Origin of the sequence: Streptococcus mitis bv. 2 str. SK95, from assembly GCF_000222705.1 — a bacterium.
GTDB lineage: Bacteria > Bacillota > Bacilli > Lactobacillales > Streptococcaceae > Streptococcus > Streptococcus mitis_AY.
The window spans coordinates 65,557-83,817 of sequence record NZ_AFUB01000033.1 but is presented as its reverse complement, the minus strand read 5'-3'; the positions used below and the strand labels follow the sequence as shown (position 1 = coordinate 83,817).

17 protein-coding genes and 1 pseudogene are annotated in these 18,261 nt (G+C 42.4%); 15 read left to right on the top strand and 3 right to left on the bottom strand.

The genetic code is table 11. The features are described 5' to 3' along the window. Window positions 1-27 precede the first annotated feature (27 nt). The 6 genes from HMPREF9965_RS07175 (at window position 28) to HMPREF9965_RS07150 (ending at window position 5,794) form a co-directional block, all read left to right on the top strand. Entirely contained in the window at window positions 28-1,221 is a 1,194-nt protein-coding gene (locus HMPREF9965_RS07175; RefSeq protein WP_025170835.1) for an O-antigen ligase family protein, read from the top strand. A 146-nt stretch (window positions 1,222-1,367) separates the two neighbouring features. Beyond that, a complete protein-coding gene (locus tag HMPREF9965_RS07170; protein WP_000655213.1) occupies window positions 1,368-1,811 on the top strand; it encodes a MarR family winged helix-turn-helix transcriptional regulator in 444 nt (147 codons plus the stop codon). A gap of 3 nt (window positions 1,812-1,814) precedes the next feature. Next, window positions 1,815-2,579 (top strand): nuclear transport factor 2 family protein, encoded by a 765-nt coding sequence (locus HMPREF9965_RS07165; protein WP_000043836.1) that lies wholly within the window; start codon window positions 1,815-1,817, stop codon window positions 2,577-2,579. 14 nt (window positions 2,580-2,593) lie between these two features. Next, window positions 2,594-3,556 (top strand): zinc-binding dehydrogenase, encoded by a 963-nt coding sequence (locus tag HMPREF9965_RS07160; protein ID WP_000648872.1) that lies wholly within the window; start codon window positions 2,594-2,596, stop codon window positions 3,554-3,556. Then, the gene (locus tag HMPREF9965_RS07155; protein WP_000575231.1) at window positions 3,553-4,281 is read left to right on the top strand and encodes an ABC transporter ATP-binding protein; all 729 of its coding nucleotides are present in this window, start codon (window positions 3,553-3,555) and stop codon (window positions 4,279-4,281) included. Before HMPREF9965_RS07160 ends, HMPREF9965_RS07155 begins: the two co-directional genes overlap by 4 nt. Then, window positions 4,274-5,794, top strand: a complete 1,521-nt coding sequence (locus HMPREF9965_RS07150) for an ABC transporter permease/substrate-binding protein (RefSeq protein ID WP_001284956.1) — start codon at window positions 4,274-4,276, stop codon at window positions 5,792-5,794. Before HMPREF9965_RS07155 ends, HMPREF9965_RS07150 begins: the two co-directional genes overlap by 8 nt. Window positions 5,795-5,884: 90 nt before the next feature. On the opposite strand, the gene HMPREF9965_RS07145 is transcribed toward HMPREF9965_RS07150, so the two are convergent. Beyond that, window positions 5,885-6,217 (bottom strand): hypothetical protein, encoded by a 333-nt coding sequence (locus tag HMPREF9965_RS07145; protein WP_000958078.1) that lies wholly within the window; start codon window positions 6,215-6,217, stop codon window positions 5,885-5,887. Between the two features lie 26 nt (window positions 6,218-6,243). Further along, window positions 6,244-6,798: a TetR/AcrR family transcriptional regulator gene (locus HMPREF9965_RS07140; protein ID WP_000919137.1), complete on the bottom strand. Its 555-nt coding sequence runs from the start codon at window positions 6,796-6,798 to the stop codon at window positions 6,244-6,246. Between the two features lie 132 nt (window positions 6,799-6,930). Between HMPREF9965_RS07140 and HMPREF9965_RS07135 the strand changes: the two genes are divergently transcribed. Together HMPREF9965_RS07135 and HMPREF9965_RS07130 are read left to right on the top strand one after the other, a co-directional pair. Continuing rightward, window positions 6,931-7,830 carry a cation diffusion facilitator family transporter gene (locus tag HMPREF9965_RS07135; protein WP_000095922.1) on the top strand — a complete coding sequence of 300 codons (900 nt, stop codon included), beginning with the start codon at window positions 6,931-6,933 and terminating at the stop codon, window positions 7,828-7,830. Between the two features lie 109 nt (window positions 7,831-7,939). Next, complete coding sequence (locus tag HMPREF9965_RS07130) at window positions 7,940-10,465, top strand: ATP-binding cassette domain-containing protein (protein WP_000939780.1); 2,526 nt, start codon at window positions 7,940-7,942, stop codon at window positions 10,463-10,465. A gap of 51 nt (window positions 10,466-10,516) precedes the next feature. Here HMPREF9965_RS07130 and galR read toward each other — a convergent pair whose 3' ends face one another. Further along, window positions 10,517-11,521 carry a DNA-binding transcriptional regulator GalR gene (galR, locus tag HMPREF9965_RS07125; protein WP_000212537.1) on the bottom strand — a complete coding sequence of 335 codons (1,005 nt, stop codon included), beginning with the start codon at window positions 11,519-11,521 and terminating at the stop codon, window positions 10,517-10,519. A gap of 164 nt (window positions 11,522-11,685) precedes the next feature. Here galR and HMPREF9965_RS07120 point away from each other — a divergent pair, with 164 nt between their 5' ends. The 7 genes and pseudogenes from HMPREF9965_RS07120 to HMPREF9965_RS07095 all read left to right on the top strand — a co-directional run bounded on the left by HMPREF9965_RS07120 (window position 11,686) and on the right by HMPREF9965_RS07095 (window position 18,257). Beyond that, window positions 11,686-12,864 (top strand): galactokinase, encoded by a 1,179-nt coding sequence (locus HMPREF9965_RS07120; protein ID WP_000191945.1) that lies wholly within the window; start codon window positions 11,686-11,688, stop codon window positions 12,862-12,864. Between the two features lie 11 nt (window positions 12,865-12,875). Next, the gene (locus HMPREF9965_RS07115) at window positions 12,876-13,535 is read left to right on the top strand and encodes an HAD family hydrolase (RefSeq protein ID WP_000388513.1); all 660 of its coding nucleotides are present in this window, start codon (window positions 12,876-12,878) and stop codon (window positions 13,533-13,535) included. Continuing rightward, complete coding sequence (locus HMPREF9965_RS07110; RefSeq protein WP_000077636.1) at window positions 13,532-15,019, top strand: UDP-glucose--hexose-1-phosphate uridylyltransferase; 1,488 nt, start codon at window positions 13,532-13,534, stop codon at window positions 15,017-15,019. Before HMPREF9965_RS07115 ends, HMPREF9965_RS07110 begins: the two co-directional genes overlap by 4 nt. 69 nt (window positions 15,020-15,088) lie before the next feature. Then, window positions 15,089-15,493: a PaaI family thioesterase gene (locus tag HMPREF9965_RS07105; protein ID WP_000651219.1), complete on the top strand. Its 405-nt coding sequence runs from the start codon at window positions 15,089-15,091 to the stop codon at window positions 15,491-15,493. A 71-nt stretch (window positions 15,494-15,564) separates the two neighbouring features. Beyond that, window positions 15,565-15,708, top strand: a pseudogene (locus HMPREF9965_RS12785) (AAA family ATPase); the annotation flags it as partial. Between the two features lie 136 nt (window positions 15,709-15,844). Then, on the top strand, window positions 15,845-17,197 hold the full coding sequence (gene murD / locus HMPREF9965_RS07100; RefSeq protein ID WP_000863072.1) for a UDP-N-acetylmuramoyl-L-alanine--D-glutamate ligase: 1,353 nt from the start codon (window positions 15,845-15,847) through the stop codon (window positions 17,195-17,197). Window position 17,198: 1 nt separating this feature from the next. Beyond that, window positions 17,199-18,257 carry a UDP-N-acetylglucosamine--N-acetylmuramyl-(pentapeptide) pyrophosphoryl-undecaprenol N-acetylglucosamine transferase gene (locus HMPREF9965_RS07095; RefSeq protein ID WP_000724800.1) on the top strand — a complete coding sequence of 353 codons (1,059 nt, stop codon included), beginning with the start codon at window positions 17,199-17,201 and terminating at the stop codon, window positions 18,255-18,257. Window positions 18,258-18,261: the final 4 nt, after the last annotated feature.

Genomic DNA, 18,261 nt, shown 5'->3' with positions numbered 1-18,261 from the left:
AGAAATCCAGAACAGAAAGGATCCGTTTTGAAATCAATTGGATTACTGGATAAGATAAGAGGGCTTTCGAAAAAAGATTTCTTTTTGTATTTGATGATCATAAGTATCTTTTTACCTTTTTATTTGTTCTTAGCTCTCTTTGCTTTATATTTGATAGGTTTACTTGTTACTGGGGAGATGAAGGGAATTATCAAAGGATTAGCCAAACATCCTGTACTTCTCTTTTTTATTGCCTACAGTAGTATCATCTCCATCGTCGCCAAGAACTGGCTTGGATTGGTTGCATCTTTACTGATGTGTCTCTTCCTCATTTTCTTTAGTTTTTACCAGAAACGTCTGACGCATGCTTTCTTTCGACTGATACTGCAGACAATCTTGTTTGGTAGTGTGCTCTCTGCGGCTTTTGCTACCTTGGAGCATTTTCAAATTGTAAAGAAATTTAACTACGCCTTTCTTTCGCCCAATATGCAAGTATGGCACCAAAACCGTGCAGAGGTGACCTTCTTCAATCCTAACTACTATGGGATTATCTGTTGCTTCTGTATCATGATTGCCTTTTACCTCTTTACAACGACGAAGTTAAGATGGTTAAAAATCTTTTGTGTGCTAGCAGGTTTTGTGAATCTATTTGGTTTGAATTTTACACAAAATAGAACAGCTTTTCCTGCCATCATCGCTGGTGCAATCATTTATCTCTTTACAACCATTAAAAACTGGCGTGCCTTCTGGCTCAGTATTGGAGTTTTCGGGATTGGCCTTTGTTTCCTCTTCTCAAGCGATTTGGGTGTCCGTATGGGAACGCTAGATTCTTCAATGGAGGAGCGTGTTTCAATCTGGAATGCGGGTATGACTTTGTTTAAACAAAATCCGATCTGGGGTGAGGGTCCACTGACCTATATGAATTCCTATCCGAGAATCCATGCACCCTACCACGAACACGCGCATAGTCTTTACATCGATACTATTTTAAGTTATGGTTTGATTGGAACCATTCTCCTATCCATTTCTTCGGTTATCCCGGTTCACATGATGATGGATATGAGTCAGGAGTCTGGTAAACGACCAATTATCGGTCTTTATCTCTCCTTCCTTACGGTAGTCGCTGTACATGGAATTTTTGACTTGGCTCTCTTCTGGATACAATCAGGATTCATCTTCTTGTTGGTTATGTGCAGTCTACCACTGGAACATCGAACCTTGGTGTCCGAAATGACAGATTAAGTTGATCAAGATTAGAGATCTTCTACTTTAGGTAGGAGGTCTTTTTTTGTTTGGTGGAAATTATTTCTAAATCGAAATAGTTGACAGATGGAATGATAAGTATTACAATGGAATATAATTCGATATAGAAATAAAATGGAGAGATCATGAAAGATAGTCATTTAGTAGCCCATCATATTCGTTTGTTGAATGGGCGGATTTTTCAAAAGTTACTGAATCAGGATCCTGAAGCCCTTTATCGGAGTGAACAGGGCAAGATTTTAGCGGTTTTATGGAATAGTGAGACAGGATGTGCTACAGCCACAGATATTGCACTAGTGACAGGACTTGCTAATAATACGCTGACAACTATGATAAAGAAACTTGAGGAGCAAAACCTGGTCATCATTAGCCCATGTGGAATAGATAAGAGAAAAAAATATGTCAAGTTGACGGAGCGTGGTTGGTCTCAGAAAGAAGTTGGCAGTCGTGTCAGTCAAAAATTAGATGCAATTTTTTATAAAGGCTTCTCAGAGGAAGAAATTCGCCAGTTTGAAAGTTATCAGGAACGCATTTTGGACAATCTGAAAGAGAAGGAAAATGAGGTTTAGAATATGTCAAAACAAGTTGAAAATGCGCAAAATCTATATATTCACGCCATTCAAGACGGACGAGTTGCTGAGGCTCAAGCCCAGTCTGTAGGAGATACTTATATCCAACACTCGACAGGTGTGCCTGATGGGAAAGAAGGGTTTGCAGCCTTCTTTGCAAATTTCTTCGAGCGTCATCCAGAGCGTGAGATGAAAATTGTTCGCACTATTGAGGATGGCAATCTAGTCTTTGTTCATGTTCATCAATATCTGAATGGTGGGGAAGCGCAATGGGTGACAACGGATACTTTCCGTGCGGATGAGAATGGACGTATCGTGGAGCATTGGGATGTCATTGATTACTATCGCACTCCAGAAAATGAACAGTTAGATCAGATTTTTGGTGATTTTGAAATTACGGATTTGGACAAGACAGCAGAAAATAAAAAAACTGTTCGCCGTTTCTTGACAGAAATTTTCCAAAACGGGGAGCTAGAGCAATGGAGTGATTATGTGGCGGACTATTTGATTCAGCATAATCATGAGATTGGACAAGGAAGTGCTGCTTATAAAAACTATGTGGCTGACCATGGTGTTACTTTTGACTTTGTTTTCCAGCTTTTGGGACAAGGAAACTATGTGGTTAGCTACGGTCAGACTCAGATTGATGTGGTTGCCTATGCTCAGTATGACATCTTCCGTTTGGAGAACGGCTTGATTGTGGAGCATTGGGACAATAAAGAAGTCATGCCTAAGGTAGAAGACTTGATCAACCGAGGGAAGTTTTAAAAGGAGATACTAAGATGAAAGCTGTGCTTGTCAAGGAAGCTGGAGGACCAGAAGTTCTGCAGGTTGTGGAAGTTCCAAAACCGACTGTTAAAGAAGGTTGGACCTTGGTCAAGGTGCAAGGATTTGGAATCAACCATAGCGAGATTTTTACTCGTCAAGGACTATCGCCGTCCGTTCAATTTCCACGGATTTTAGGCATTGAATGTGTGGGACTTGTAGAGGAGACCAATCGTCCCGATTTGCAGGTTGGGCAGCAAGTCATCTCCATCATGGGAGAAATGGGGCGTGCTTTTGATGGTGGTTATGCTGAGTATGTTTTGCTACCAGATGAACAGGTTTATCCTGTGAGGACAAAGCTTGCTTTGGAAAGTTTAATCGCACTGCCTGAAACCTACTACACAGCATTTGGCTCTTATCTCAATCTCAAGATTGAGGAGGGAGATCGAGTTCTGGTTCGAGCGGCGACTAGTGGTGTTGGGATTGCTTTTGCAAAGCTTCTCAAAGGGCAATTTCCAAAAGCCTATCTGGCGGGAAGTAGTCGTAGTCTGGGCAAGGAAGAGCAACTAAAAGAGGCAGGATTTGACCAGGTGATTTTGGACAAGGATGGTGTCTTGCAAATGGAAGAGCAGTTTGACAAGGTCTTGGATCTTGTCGGTCCGAGTGCTATTCTTAATACATTTGCTCGGACGGCAGATTGTGGTATCATCTGTTCTTGTGGCTTGCTGGGCGGTCAATGGACTATTCCAGACTTTGACCCGATCGAAATGCTTTACCGCAATCTCTACTTGACAACCTTTGCTTCTGGTAATGTGTCTCAAGACAAGCTTCAAGCTTTGGTGGACTTTGTGGAGCGTTATCGGGTAGATGTACGACCTGAAAAAGTATTTTCTATTGAACAAATCCAGGACGCGCATGCTTATCTGGAAAGTAGTCAGTCTTTTGGTAAAGTTATTATAAAAAATGAGGGAAATCTATGATTGAATACAAAAATGTAGCGCTACGCTATACAGAAAAAGATGTTTTGAGAGATGTCAATTTACGGATTGAGAATGGGGAATTTATGGTTTTAGTTGGGCCTTCTGGGTCCGGTAAGACGACCATGATTAAGATGATTAACCGTCTTTTGGAACCGACTGATGGAAATATTTATATGGATGGCAAGCGCATCAAAGACTATGACGAGCGTGAACTTCGTCTTTCTACTGGTTATGTTTTACAAGCCATTGCTCTGTTTCCTAATCTAACGGTTGTAGAAAATATTGCCCTGATTCCTGAAATGAAGGGGTGGACTAAGGAAGAGATTGCTCAGAAAACTGAAGAGCTTTTGGCTAAGGTTGGTTTACCAGTAGCCGAGTATGGGCATCGCTTACCTAGTGAACTATCTGGTGGGGAGCAACAGCGTGTTGGAATTGTACGGGCTATGATTGGTCAGCCTAAGATTCTCCTCATGGATGAACCTTTTTCAGCCTTGGATGCAATTTCGAGAAAGCAGTTGCAGGTTCTGACGAAAGAATTGCATAAAGAGTTTGGGATGACAACGATTTTTGTGACCCATGATACGGATGAAGCTTTGAAATTGGCGGACCGTATTGCTGTTTTGCAGGATGGAGAGATTCGTCAGGTAGCGAATCCTGAGACGATTTTAAAAGCTCCTGCCACAGAATTTGTAGCAGACTTGTTTGGAGGTAGTGTTCATGGCTAATTTGATATCAACTTTTCAGGAGCGTTTTGGTGATTGGGTAACAGCTCTATCTCAACATTTGCAGTTGTCGCTTTTGACCTTGTTACTAGCTATTTTTATTGCAGTTCCCTTAGCGGTATTTCTTCGTTATCATAAAAAGATGGCGGACTGGGTTTTGCAGATTGCAGGGATTTTCCAGACTATCCCGTCACTGGCCTTGTTAGGGCTCTTTATCCCCTTGATGGGAATTGGAACCTTGCCTGCTTTGACGGCTCTAGTGATTTATGCGATTTTCCCGATTTTACAAAATACTATCACTGGGCTGAAGGGAATTGATCCAAGTCTGCAAGAGGCTGGGATTGCCTTTGGGATGACCAGATGGGAGCGTCTCAAGAAATTTGAAATTCCACTTGCTATGCCTGTTATGATGTCTGGGATTCGGACGGCAGCGGTTTTGATTATCGGTACGGCAACCTTGGCTGCCTTGATTGGTGCAGGGGGGCTGGGTTCCTTTATCCTTTTGGGAATTGACCGCAATAATACCAGTCTGATTTTGATTGGGGCCCTGTCTTCTGCAGTGCTTGCCATTGCCTTTAACTTCCTACTAAAAGTGATGGAAAAAGCAAAATTACGGACGATTTTCTCTGGTTTTGCCTTGGTGACCATATTGCTCGGTCTGTCTTATAGTCCAGCTCTATTAGCTCAAAAAGAGAAAGAAAACTTGATTATTGCTGGGAAATTGGGACCGGAACCAGAAATTTTGGCCAATATGTATAAACTCCTCATTGAGGAAAATACCAGTATGACTGCGACTGTTAAACCGAATTTTGGGAAAACAAGCTTCCTCTATGAAGCTCTGAAAAAAGGGGATATTGATATCTATCCTGAATTTACCGGTACGGTGACTGAAAGTTTGCTTCAACCCTCACCTCAAGTGGGGCATGAGCCAGAACAGGTTTATCAAGTGGCGCGTGATGGCATTGCCAAGCAAGATCAGCTAGCCTACCTCAAACCTATGTCTTATCAAAATACCTATGCCATAGCTGTGCCGAAAAAGATTGCTCAAGAATATGGCTTGAAGACCATTTCGGACTTGAAAAAAGTGGAAGGGCAGTTGAAGGCAGGCTTTACACTTGAGTTTAATGACCGTGAAGATGGAAATAAGGGCTTGCAGTCAATGTATGGTCTCAATCTCAACGTAGCGACCATGGAGCCAGCTCTTCGCTATCAGGCAATTCAGTCGGGCGATATTCAAATCACAGATGCCTATTCGACGGATGCAGAATTGGCACGTTATGATTTACAGGTCTTGGAAGATGACAAGCAACTCTTCCCACCTTATCAAGGGGCACCACTTATGAAAGAAGCTCTTCTCAAGAAACATCCAGAGTTGGAAACGGTGCTTAATAAACTGGCTGGTAAAATTTCTGAAAGCCAGATGAGCCAGCTCAACTATCAAGTTGGTGTTGAAGGCAAGTCAGCAGAACAAGTAGCCAAGGAGTTTCTCCAAGAACAAGGTTTGTTGAAGAAATAAAAAGAGAGGAAAGTCAGGAGCAGCCACTAGCCACTTTCTTCAACAGACAAAATCCCATCTCGTCTATAATTCGAGATGGGATTTTTAATGTTAGAGTAAGATAAACAAGAGCGCAATCAAAGCCGCTAGTGTGCCCCTTATAATGTGGTGCGATATATGTTGACTTTCTTGCTGTTGCCCATTCCAGTAAGCACCGTAGCAGATGATGCTAGAGCCCACTATCCATAAGACGACAGTTGCAAGCGGGATAAAGAAAAAGATAGCAAGAGCTAGTGAGGTGAGACAGCTCCCTACCAAGATACACATGTTCCCTTGACAGTAGTTTTTTTCTTTCATGGCTGCGAAAGCAGCTGCGAGATGGAGAAGTGAAAAACCGAGAGCTAGTACAATTGTCAGAATTCCTAGGATAATAGAAGTTAACATGGTTGATTCCTTTCTTCGTAACAGGATTAGATATCAAGTGATTTTGTAGAAGTCATCTCAATCACATCTAAGTAAAATCTCACTACTTGGTCTTCTGTATAAGATTTTCCTTTTTTTAGCCACCAGGTCAGTGTTTCGATAAAATTGGTTACTACAAAATGTTTGAGGTAGGAGGCTGGTATGTTCGGATAGGCCTCTTGCAAATCCTCCGCTACCATGGGGTAAACATGGTGTTCAAGTTCCCTGTGTAGTTGGCGGAGAAAGTAGTCATTTTTTGAAAAAAGAAGACTGGTGACATGGTCCTGGTTTTTTTGAAAATGTAAAAAGATATGTGCGAGGTAGTCTTCTGTAGTTAAGTGTTCGTCCCTTTCAAAGAGATGATGAAAGAGGTAGCGACAGAGTTCATCTAAAAGCAGTTCCTTGCTCTCATAGTGACAGTAAAAGGTCGAGCGCCCAACATCTGCCAAGTCAATGATATCTTGGACAGTAGTAGCATCATAGCCCTTGTCGTTCAAAAGTTGTAAAAAAGCTTGATAGATGGCTTTTTTTGTCTTGTTGACTCGACGATCTCTTTTTAGCATATAGACACTTGAGACAAACTGTTCAGAACTGAATAAGACTGACCGTTTGCTTCTATCCTTTCTTTGGATTTTATTAGATAATACAAATGAAAGAAGTATGTATATACCCATTATACCAAAGGAGGGAGAGAAATGAGTTCTAAAACATCAATCTGGTTAGCTTTTTTCTTAAATTTAAGCTATGCTATTGTTGAGTTTATTGCAGGAGGAATCTTTGGTTCGAGTGCTGTTCTTGCTGATTCTGTTCATGACTTGGGAGATGCTATAGCCATTGGCATATCAGCCCTTTTAGAAACAATCTCAAACCGAGAAGAAGACGGGCAGTACACCTTGGGTTACAAGCGTTTCAGTCTTTTAGGGGCCATCCTAACGGCTGTGATTCTTATGATAGGGTCTGTCCTAGTGATATTGGAAAATATCACAAAGATAGTTGACCCGCAACCTGTCAATGAGGAAGGCGTCCTCTGGCTAGGAATCATTGCAGTAAGTATCAATGTGATAGCTAGTCTAGTAGTTCGTAAGGGAAAGACAAAGAACGAGTCAATTCTGAGTCTGCATTTTTTGGAAGATACTCTTGGTTGGTTGGCTGTCATTCTAATGGCGATTATCCTCCGATTTACAGATTGGTATATCCTTGATCCGCTCTTATCGCTTGTCATCTCCATCTTCATTCTAACAAAGGCCATTCCTCGTTTTTGGTCAACACTTAAGATTTTCTTAGATGCTGTGCCTGAAGGGATCGAGACCGCCGAGCTAGAGAAAGAGTTAGCAGCGCTAGTTAATGTTAAAAGTGTTAATCAACTCAGTATTTGGTCTATGGATGGTTTAGAAAAAAATGCCATTGTTCATGTTTGTCTAGAAGAGATTGAACATATAGAGTATTGTAAAGAATCCATTCGTAATTTACTCAAAGATTATGGCTTTCAAAATGTTACCATTGAAGTTGATGCAAACCTAGCAAGTCACCGAGCCCATAAGCGAAAAATTGAGGAGTTGGAAGTAGGTCAAAGTCATGGACATCATCATTCATAAGAAGTCGATTTTCCATTTGTTGATTATTTTTGATGAATTGTAAATGTAACATATTTACTCCAGTATGAAATTGTGATAGACTACATATATCACTGAAAGGGGATAGGCGATGTTACAGCTACAGCACATTTCAAAAGTCTATCATACGGGCAATCAAGAGTTCCACGCGCTAAAGGATATTTCGATTCGCTTCCGTGAGAGTGAGTTTGTCTCCATTCTCGGGCAATCGGGTTCTGGGAAAACCACCCTATTAAATATCATCGGGGGACTCGATCAATATACATCTGGTGATTTACTCATCCAAGGAAAATCAACAAAGCAATTTAAAGACCGCGATTGGGATAGCTACAGAAACCACACCATCGGTTTCGTCTTTCAGTCTTATAATCTCATCGGGCACCAAACTGCACTCTCTAACGTAGAAATTGCAATGACTCTTTCGGGCGTTTCAAAAGCAGAACGTAAGAAACGTGCTATCGAAGTGCTCGAACGCGTAGGCCTAAAAGATCATTTATATAAGAAACCAAGTCAAATGTCTGGGGGACAAATGCAACGAATCGCGATTGCGCGTGCTCTTGTTAATGATCCAAAAGTCGTTTTAGCCGACGAACCGACAGGAGCGCTCGATTCTGAGACTTCTGTTCAAATCATGGATTTATTAAAAGACATCGCCAAGGAACGTTTGGTTATCATGGTGACGCATAACCCAGAGCTGGCACAGAAGTACTCCACACGTATCGTACAAGTATTAGATGGAAACATCTTGAGCGACTCAAACCCTTGCGAACCAACAGAGGAGACAAAGCAAGTCGACATCCAGTTCACGAAGACGAAGATGAGCTTTATAACCGCCCTTGTACTTTCCTTTAATAACCTATTGACGAAGAAAGGTCGTACCTTACTAACAGCTTTTGCGGGTTCTATCGGGATTATCGGGATTGCTCTTATTTTAGCCCTTTCCAATGGTGTGAGTGACTACGTTAAAAAGGTGCAGGAAGATACTCTCGTCTCTCTCCCACTGACGATTAGCGAGCAGAACCAGAGCAACTTGTTGGCGACCTCTCCAGATTTGAGCGAGAAGCCTTACAAGGATAATCATGAGCTCGGTATCAATACGGTTTTAACGAATTTATTGAAAAAACAAATCGGAAAGAACGACCTAGCTTCCTTCAAGACTTACTTGGAGGAACACGCTTCGAAGGTTGAATCTCTCACAAAAGACATTCGTTACCGATACAATTTACAACCGTTTATCTATGCAAGTGATACTTCCAACGGACCCAAAAGTATTCTGCCTTCAACCTTAGCTGATGAAGTAGAAACAGCGAACCAAACGATGAAGGGATACTTACAAAACCTCAACTACTGGAGTGAACTTTCTAGTGATTCTTCAATGCTAGAAAGCAAGTACGACGTGTTGGAAGGACGCTTCCCACAAGACAAGTCCGAGGTCGTCCTTATCGTAGATGAAAACAATCAAATTAGCGATTTGTTGCTCTATAGTTTACGTATCAAAGAACCTAGTGAATTGAACGATACGAAGAAGCTCGACGAACTCTCTTCTCAAACGTATCAATATAGTGATTTTATCGGAAAAACTTTCAAAGCAGTTGTCAATACAAAGCGCTTTGTGAAAGAAAATAACTTATGGGTCAATAAGATTGATAATGCTTCTTATATGAAAACTCAAATCGAGAATGGGCTCCAACTTAAAATTGTGGGTGTCCTTCGCCAAAAAGAAGGCACAAGTTCAGGCGTGAATGCTCCTTCAGGAGGAATCGCCTACACAAGCGCCCTTATTGATTACACTTCCGAACACATTCAAAATAGTGATATCGTTAAGGAACAGGAAGCCAATCAAAATCTAAATGTATTTACGGGTAAAGACTTTGCCAAAGATCCTAAACCATTCAGCTCGGAGAATTTAACCGAAGAAGAAAAAATTCAGTTGGCTAAAATGACGCCTGAAGAACAGGCGCAGTATATCCAACAATATAACGACAATTCGGCTTCAACTTACGAGGAAAACCTCGCAAAAATGGGCGTCATCAACAAATCCAAACCAGCTGCCATTGAGCTCTACACCTCTTCGTTCCAACAAAAACAAGACTTAAAAGAGTTCATAAACGCCTATAACACAGCGAAAAAAGAAGCTGGAGAAGACGATAAGGTACTCGCTTATTCAGATGATATCCAAACTATCATGTCTTCAATTACGACATTGGTTGGCGTAGTGACAACAGTACTCGTTGGCTTTGTGGCCATCTCACTCATTGTATCTTCTATAATGATTTCGATTATCACGTACATTTCAGTTCTCGAACGTACAAAAGAAATCGGAATCCTACGTGCAATGGGGGCTTCGAAGAAAGATATTCGTCGTATCTTCACTGCTGAAACAGCCATCGAAGGATTTATCTCTGGGGTGCTCGGTATCGCGATTACCTTTCTTGCGACATTCCCAATCAATGCGATTGTTGCGAAAATGACAAATGTGGGAAATGTAGCGCAATTACCAATAGAAGTAGCTCTAATCCTTATCGGTATTTCGATTGTCCTCACCATGTTAGCCGGTCTAATCCCTTCACGCATCGCTGCTAAGAAAGACCCAGTCGAATCGCTTCGTAGCGAATAACAATTAAATCCCAAAAAGGTGGATAAAGGAATATTTCTTTATTCACTTTTTCTATTCATTCCTCGTACTTTCCCTCAGAGTCAGTCTAGTTCCCAGCATGGTCAGACTAGGAATTTTGCGACCGTGGAGAACTTCTTTATTAAGAATATCCATCCCTGCTCGGCCCATTTCTTCGGTATAGACGGTGATGCTCGATAGGGGAGGATAGACCTGCTTGGTCAGGCTGGTGTCGTTGAAAGAAATGAGGCTGACGCGATCTGGCAGGCTAATTCCAGCTTCTTGGAGGGCACGGAGGGCACCGATGGCTAAACTATCACTGGCGGCGAAAAAGGCTGGTGGGAGTTGGGCACCCAACTTGTGAATAGCCTCCTTCATCAGGTCATAGCCAGACTGGGCAGTAAAGATCCCCTGAAAGATCAGTTCTTCATGGTAGATACCTTTTGCTTGGGTAATGTCTTTGAAATTTTCTAGTCGCTTATCCTGGATAATTTCTTCCTGGTCGGTTGTTTCCTCAAGGCCTGTGAGAATTCCAATACGGTTCATACCTTGGCTGAGGAAATGGTCTACAACTTGTTTTACAGCAGTGTAAAAGTCAGTGATAATACAGGTGTGACCTAGTGAGAGGGTATCGCTGTCTATAAAGACTAAAGGTTTTTGGTATTCTTCAAAGGCAGAAATCTGAGCTCGGCTGAACTTTCCAATGCAGAGAATGCCAATCACTTCCTCGCTTAATGTAAAAGGATGGTCGTTAAAATAGCGCAAGATATCATAGTCCAACTCTTGGGCTCTTTTTTCAATACCGAGACGAATCTGATAGTAGTAGAGGTCGTCCAACTCCCCTTGTTCGCTGACCCATTGGATAATGGCAATATTTTGCTTGGGTTTGTGGGATTCGCCTGTCTTGAGGTGCTTGGTGTAGCCCAGCTCTTCAGCGACGGTTAAAATGCGGTGTCGGGTTTCTTCTGTGACAGATAGGCTCTGGTCGCGATTGAGGACACGAGATACGGTCGCGATAGAGACAGAGGCTAGCTGTGCAATGTCTTTTAAGGTAGCCATAAATCCTCCTCCTTTTAGGTTAGTATATCATATTTTTCTTCTTTTTACCGATTGTTTAGTAAAACTTTAGTAAAAAGGATTGACCTTGGTAAAAGCCTTGGATACAATAGAAGAAAACGATTACACGTTAAGGCGACTTAACGGACAGTCAAAGGAGAATTCATATGACACAACATCTTACTGCTGAAGCCCTTCGCAAAGACTTTTTTGCCGTTTTTGGTCAAGAAGCAGACCAAACTTTCTTTTCACCAGGCCGTATCAACTTGATTGGTGAGCACACAGACTACAACGGTGGGCACGTTTTCCCAGCAGCTATTTCCTTGGGGACATACGGGGCAGCTCGCAAGCGTGACGACCAAGTTTTACGTTTCTACTCAGCCAACTTTGAGGACAAGGGTATCATCGAAGTTCCTCTTGCTGACCTCAAGTTTGAAAAAGATCACAACTGGACCAACTATCCAAAAGGGGTTCTTCATTTCTTGCAAGAAGCAGGCCATGTCATTGACAAAGGTTTTGATTTTTATGTTTATGGGAATATCCCAAATGGTTCTGGCTTGTCTTCTTCAGCATCCTTGGAACTCTTGACAGGAGTCGTGGCAGAGCATCTCTTTGATTTAAAACTAGACCGTTTGGATTTGGTTAAAATCGGAAAACAAACAGAAAACAACTTTATCGGAGTCAACTCAGGCATCATGGACCAGTTTGCTATTGGTATGGGAGCTGACCAACGTGCTATTTACTTAGATACCAATACTCTAGAATACGACTTGGTGCCACTTGATTTAAAAGACAATGTCGTTGTTATTATGAATACCAATAAACGCCGTGAATTGGCGGACTCTAAATACAACGAACGTCGTGCCGAGTGTGAAAAAGCAGTAGAAGAATTGCAAGTTGCCTTGGATATTCAGACCTTGGGTGAATTGGATGAGTGGGCCTTTGATCAATACAGCTACCTGATTAAAGACGAAAATCGTTTGAAACGTGCTCGCCATGCTGTGCTTGAAAACCAACGTACTCTTAAAGCTCAAACAGCTCTTCAAGCAGGTGATTTGGAAACATTTGGTCGCTTGATGAATGCATCTCACGTTTCTCTTGAGCATGACTATGAAGTGACTGGCTTGGAATTGGACACACTTGTTCACACAGCTTGGGCACAAGAAGGTGTTCTCGGTGCTCGTATGACAGGGGCAGGTTTTGGTGGCTGTGCCATTGCCTTGGTGCAAAAAGATGCCGTTGAGGGCTTTAAAGAAGCTGTAGGCAAACGCTACGAGGAAGTCGTTGGATATGCTCCAAGCTTCTATATCGCTGAAGTTGCAGGTGGCAGTCGAGTTTTAGACTAGGAGAGAAGTAAATGGAAGCTGTAATATTTGATTTAGATGGCTTATTAGCTGATACTGAGATCATTTCTCTAAAAGTTTATCAAGAATTGCTTGAAGATTTTGGAATTCCTTTCACAGAAGAAACATATTCTAGAGAATACAGTGGACATAGGGAAGAGGAGAATGTTCAACGATTTTTGGATACCTATGATTTACCTTGGAACTTTGACCAAACCTTAGAAAAAGTTTATGAACTGGAAGCTCGAATATTAGCCAAAGGTGTAAATTTAAAAAAAGGTGCTAATAATTTGCTTGCTTTTTTGCAAAGAGAAGGTATTCCAATCGCTCTAGCAACTTCAAGTGTTGAATCTCGAGCTAGAATGATATTGGATAGCAATGGTATACTATCCCTATTTGACCATCTAGTTTTTGCAAAAGATGTAAAGCGAAGCAAACCTTACCCTGATATATTTTTAAAGGCCTGCAGTGATTTGAATGTTTTACCAGAGAATTGCTTAGTACTAGAGGATAGTGAAGCAGGGATTGAAGCAGCGTATAGAGCTGGGATACCAGTCATTTGTATTCCAGACTTAAAAATGCCGGCACAGTCTTTCTTAAATAAAACAGAACAAGTTTTTCAGGATTTAGATGCTGTCAGAGACTATTTAGAAAGTAAGAAGGAGAATCAATGAGTCAGGGAGTTCTAGATGCATTTATCACAGAAGTCATTACTGAAAGTTCATTTGAGGAAATGGATCGAATCTACCTGACCAATCGTATTTTGGCTCAAGTGGGCGAAGGTGTTTTGGAAGTTGAGACGGATCTAGATGATTTGATTGACCTCAAGGACCAGCTAGTCGAGGAAGCGGTTCGATTAGAGACGATTGAGGATAGTCAGACTGCGCGTGAAATCCTTGGTGCTGAACTAATGGACTTGGTAACCCCTTGTCCAAGTCAGGTCAATCGTGACTTCTGGACAACCTATGCCCAATCTCCCGAACAGGCAATAGCAGCTTTCTACCAACTTAGCCAGAAAAACGACTACATCAAACTCAAGGCCATTGCTAAGAATATTGCTTATCGTGTTCCATCAGACTACGGAGAACTTGAGATTACCATCAACCTCTCTAAACCTGAAAAGGATCCAAAAGAAATAGCTGCGGCCAAGTTGGTTCAAGCTAGCAATTACCCACAGTGTCAGCTTTGTCTAGAGAACGAAGGCTATCATGGTCGAATTAACCATCCAGCTCGTAGCAATCACCGCATTATCCGTTTTGAAATAGCTGGTCAGGAATGGGGCTTCCAGTATTCGCCCTATGCTTATTTTAATGAACACTGTATTTTCTTAGATGGTCAGCATCGTCCCATGGCGATTAGTCGGCAGAGCTTTGAGCGCCTGTTGGCTATCGTAGAGCAGTTTCCAGGCTATTTTGCGGGCTCAAATGCCGACTTGCCGATAGTGGGGGGGTCTATACTGACCCATGATCACTATCAGGGAGGCCGTCACGTATTTCCTATGGAATTGGCTCCCTTGCAAAAGGTATTTCATTTTACTGGATTTGAGCAGGTCAAGGCTGGGATTGTCAAGTGGCCTATGTCAGTGCTACGTTTGACTTCGGATTCCAAAGAAGATTTGATTAACTTGGCTGACAAGATTTTACAGGAATGGCGCCAGTATTCAGATCCTGCAGTGCAGATTTTGGCAGAGACAGACGGGACACCGCATCACACCATCACACCGATTGCTCGTAAACGCGACGGTCAGTTTGAGTTGGACTTGGTATTGCGGGATAATCAAACCTCTCTAGAGCATCCTGACGGCATCTATCATCCCCACAAGGATGTCCAACATATCAAGAAGGAAAATATCGGCTTGATCGAGGTGATGGGCTTGGCAATCTTACCACCTCGTTTGAAAGCAGAAGTGGAGCAAGTTGCCAGCTACCTCGTGGGAGAAGGGGTTACAGTTGCCTCTTATCATCAAGAGTGGGCAAACCAACTCAAAGCCCAACATCCAAACCTAACAGATAAAGAAAAAGCCCTTGAAATCGTCAAGGACTCTGTGGGTGCTATCTTTGCGCGTGTACTTGAGGATGCCGGAGTCTACAAGCAAACGGAGCAGGGACAGGCAGCCTTTATGCGCTTTGTTGAGCAGGTTGGAATTTTGCCAGACTAGTGAATAACTCTTGCCTAGTCTTGTAAAAAGTAGTAGTATGATATAGTGTTTGAAATTTAGGAGGAAAATATGAAAGATTTTCATTTTGACGCTATATCTGCCTTTGAAAATTACGAAATTGAACAAATGAGAGATGGTCACGTTGAGGTGACGACCAAAGTAGTGGACTCGTCGCTCAACTACTATGGCAATGCCCATGGTGGCTATCTCTTTACCCTTTGTGATCAGATTAGTGGTTTGGTGGTCATTTCACTAGGGCTAGATGGAGTGACGCTTCAGTCCTCTATCAACTACCTCAAGGCAGGAAAACTCGACGATGTGCTGACCATTAAAGGAGAATGTGTCCACCAAGGTCGTACAACCTGTGTCGTAGATGTCGATATCACCAATCAAGAGGGCAGAAATGTCTGCAAAGCAACCTTCACCATGTTTGTCACAGGACAAAGGTCAGAAGAAAGACAGGTGAGGATATAAAGTACTGAGAGTTGAACTGCACTCTAAGAGTTAGACATTTCTCTGTCGAACTTTTGGAGTGCAGGTTAGTTTTGATTCTCGCAGATGAACCAACTGCTTCACTAGACCCCAAAAATTCTGAGGAGCTACTTTCTATATTAGAATCTCTAAAAAATCCGAATCGAACGATTATTATTGCGACCCACAATCCTCTTATCTGGGAGCAAGCGAATTAAGCGATTCGAGTTACCGATTTATCTCATCGATGATAAGAGAACATTAAGTTAGAAGAAAGAGTCACAAATACACTTTGTGGCTTTTTTATTTCCATAAAAATGGTAAAATAGTAGGAGTAGAAATGGAGTTTGAGACATGAAAGTAATCGATCAGTTTAAAAATAAGAAAGTCCTTGTTTTAGGTTTGGCTAAGTCTGGTGAGTCTGCGGCTCGTTTGCTGGACAAGCTAGGTGCTATTGTGACAGTAAATGACGGCAAGCCTTTTGAGGAAAATCCTGCTGCTCAAAGCTTGCTAGAAGAGGGAATCAAGGTTGTCACTGGAGGGCATCCTTTGGAGCTCTTGGATGAAGATTTCGCTCTGATGGTGAAAAATCCAGGTATCCCGTATAGCAATCCCATGATTGAAAAAGCATTGGCAAAGGGGATTCCAGTCTTGACTGAGGTGGAGTTGGCTTACTTGATCTCGGAAGCGCCAATTATCGGTATCACTGGTTCAAATGGGAAAACAACCACAACGACTATGATTGGGGAAGTTTTGACTGCTGCTGGGCAACATGGTCTCCTATCAGGGAATATCGGCTATCCTGCTAGTCAAGTGGCTCAAACTGCGACAGCCAAGGACACGCTTGTCATGGAACTTTCTTCTTTCCAACTGATGGGTGTCCAAGAATTCCATCCTGAGATTGCGGTTATTACAAACCTCATGCCCACTCATATCGACTACCATGGTTCTTTTGAGGAGTATGTGGCAGCTAAGTGGAATATCCAGAACAAGATGACAGCAGCTGATTTCCTTGTCTTGAACTTTAACCAAGATTTGGCAAAAGAATTGGCTAGCAAAACACAAGCCACTGTTGTTCCATTTTCAACACTGGAAAAGGTTGATGGAGCCTATCTAGCAGATGGTCAACTTTACTTCCGTGGGGAAGTGGTCATGGCAGCGAGTGAAATCGGTGTTCCAGGTGGCCACAATGTAGAAAATGCCCTTGCGACCATTGCAGTAGCTAAGCTTCGTGGTGTAGACAACCAAACCATCAAGGAAACTCTTTCAGCCTTTGGTGGTGTAAAACACCGTCTCCAATTTGTGGATGAGATTAAGGGTGTGAAATTTTATAACGACAGTAAATCAACCAATATCTTGGCCACTCAAAAAGCCTTGTCAGGATTTGACAACAGTAAGGTTATCTTAATTGCAGGTGGTTTGGACCGTGGCAATGAGTTTGACGAATTGGTTCCAGATATTACTGGGCTCAAGAAGATGGTCATCCTCGGTCAGTCTGCAGAACGTGTCAAACGGGCAGCGGAGAAGGCTGGTGTGGCTTATGTGGATGCGACAGATATTGCAGATGCGACCCGCAAGGCCTATGAGCTCGCGACTCAAGGAGATGTGGTTCTCCTCAGTCCTGCCAATGCTAGCTGGGATATGTATGCTAACTTTGAAGTACGTGGAGATCTTTTCATCGACACAGTAGCGGAGTTAAAGGAATAATATGAAAAAAATAGTATTTACTGGTGGGGGAACGGTTGGACATGTTACCCTCAACCTTTTGTTAATGCCTAAGTTCATCGAAGACGGCTGGGAAGTTCACTATATTGGTGATAAACACGGAATCGAACACCAAGAAATCCTCAAATCAGGCTTAAATGTGACCTTCCACTCCATTGCGACTGGGAAGTTGCGTCGTTATTTCTCATGGCAAAACATGCTGGATGTCTTTAAAGTTGCCTGGGGTATCGTCCAATCCCTTTTTATCATGCTAAGACTTCGTCCACAAGCTCTTTTTTCTAAGGGAGGATTTGTCTCAGTACCGCCTGTTATCGCAGCGCGTGTGTCAAGAGTGCCAGTCTTTATTCACGAATCGGACCTATCTATGGGCTTGGCCAATAAAATTGCCTATAAATTCGCAACCAAGATGTATTCAACCTTTGAGCAGGCTGCTGGTCTCGTAAAAGTCGAGCATGTGGGAGCTGTAACCAAGGTTTCAGACCAAAAAACTCCTGAACCAGACGAGTTGGTGGATATCCAAACCCACTTTGATCCTAAATTGCCAACTGTATTATTTGTCGGTGGTTCTGCAGGAGCTCGTGTATTTAACCAATTGGTGACGGATCATAAGCAAGAACTGACCGAACGTTACGATATTATCAATCTCACTGGAGATTCTAGCCTCAATGAATTGAGTCAAAATCTCTTCCGTATTGACTATGTGACGGACCTCTATCAACCCTTGATGGAGATGGCAGATGTGGTGGTGACGCGTGGTGGTGCCAACACAATTTTTGAGCTTTTGGCAATGGCGAAACTCCATCTCATCGTACCATTGGGTCGTGAAGCAAGTCGAGGAGACCAGATTGAAAATGCAGCCTACTTTGTTAAGAAAGGCTACGCAGAAGAACTTCAAGAAAGTGACTTGACCTTGGAAAGCTTGGAGGAGAAACTCAGTCACCTGCTTAGTTACAAGGACCAATACCAAGCTAATATGAGGGCTTCAACTGAGTTGAAATCTCTTGATGATTTTTATGCCCTACTAAGAAAAGACTTATCATAAGGAA

What these genes read in the sequence shown, in the direction of transcription:
- HMPREF9965_RS07170 (WP_000655213.1), top strand. Translation starts at nt 1,368, where the DNA reads ATGAAAGATAGTCATTTAGTAGCCCATCATATTCGTTTGTTGAATGGG.
- HMPREF9965_RS07165 (WP_000043836.1), top strand. Translation starts at nt 1,815, where the DNA reads ATGTCAAAACAAGTTGAAAATGCGCAAAATCTATATATTCACGCCATT.
- HMPREF9965_RS07160 (WP_000648872.1), top strand. Translation starts at nt 2,594, where the DNA reads ATGAAAGCTGTGCTTGTCAAGGAAGCTGGAGGACCAGAAGTTCTGCAG.
- HMPREF9965_RS07155 (WP_000575231.1), top strand. Translation starts at nt 3,553, where the DNA reads ATGATTGAATACAAAAATGTAGCGCTACGCTATACAGAAAAAGATGTT.
- HMPREF9965_RS07150 (WP_001284956.1), top strand. Translation starts at nt 4,274, where the DNA reads ATGGCTAATTTGATATCAACTTTTCAGGAGCGTTTTGGTGATTGGGTA.
- HMPREF9965_RS07145 (WP_000958078.1), bottom strand. Translation starts at nt 6,217, where the DNA reads ATGTTAACTTCTATTATCCTAGGAATTCTGACAATTGTACTAGCTCTC.
- HMPREF9965_RS07140 (WP_000919137.1), bottom strand. Translation starts at nt 6,798, where the DNA reads ATGCTAAAAAGAGATCGTCGAGTCAACAAGACAAAAAAAGCCATCTAT.
- HMPREF9965_RS07135 (WP_000095922.1), top strand. Translation starts at nt 6,931, where the DNA reads ATGAGTTCTAAAACATCAATCTGGTTAGCTTTTTTCTTAAATTTAAGC.
- HMPREF9965_RS07130 (WP_000939780.1), top strand. Translation starts at nt 7,940, where the DNA reads ATGTTACAGCTACAGCACATTTCAAAAGTCTATCATACGGGCAATCAA.
- galR (WP_000212537.1), bottom strand. Translation starts at nt 11,521, where the DNA reads ATGGCTACCTTAAAAGACATTGCACAGCTAGCCTCTGTCTCTATCGCG.
- HMPREF9965_RS07120 (WP_000191945.1), top strand. Translation starts at nt 11,686, where the DNA reads ATGACACAACATCTTACTGCTGAAGCCCTTCGCAAAGACTTTTTTGCC.
- HMPREF9965_RS07115 (WP_000388513.1), top strand. Translation starts at nt 12,876, where the DNA reads ATGGAAGCTGTAATATTTGATTTAGATGGCTTATTAGCTGATACTGAG.
- HMPREF9965_RS07110 (WP_000077636.1), top strand. Translation starts at nt 13,532, where the DNA reads ATGAGTCAGGGAGTTCTAGATGCATTTATCACAGAAGTCATTACTGAA.
- HMPREF9965_RS07105 (WP_000651219.1), top strand. Translation starts at nt 15,089, where the DNA reads ATGAAAGATTTTCATTTTGACGCTATATCTGCCTTTGAAAATTACGAA.
- murD (WP_000863072.1), top strand. Translation starts at nt 15,845, where the DNA reads ATGAAAGTAATCGATCAGTTTAAAAATAAGAAAGTCCTTGTTTTAGGT.
- HMPREF9965_RS07095 (WP_000724800.1), top strand. Translation starts at nt 17,199, where the DNA reads ATGAAAAAAATAGTATTTACTGGTGGGGGAACGGTTGGACATGTTACC.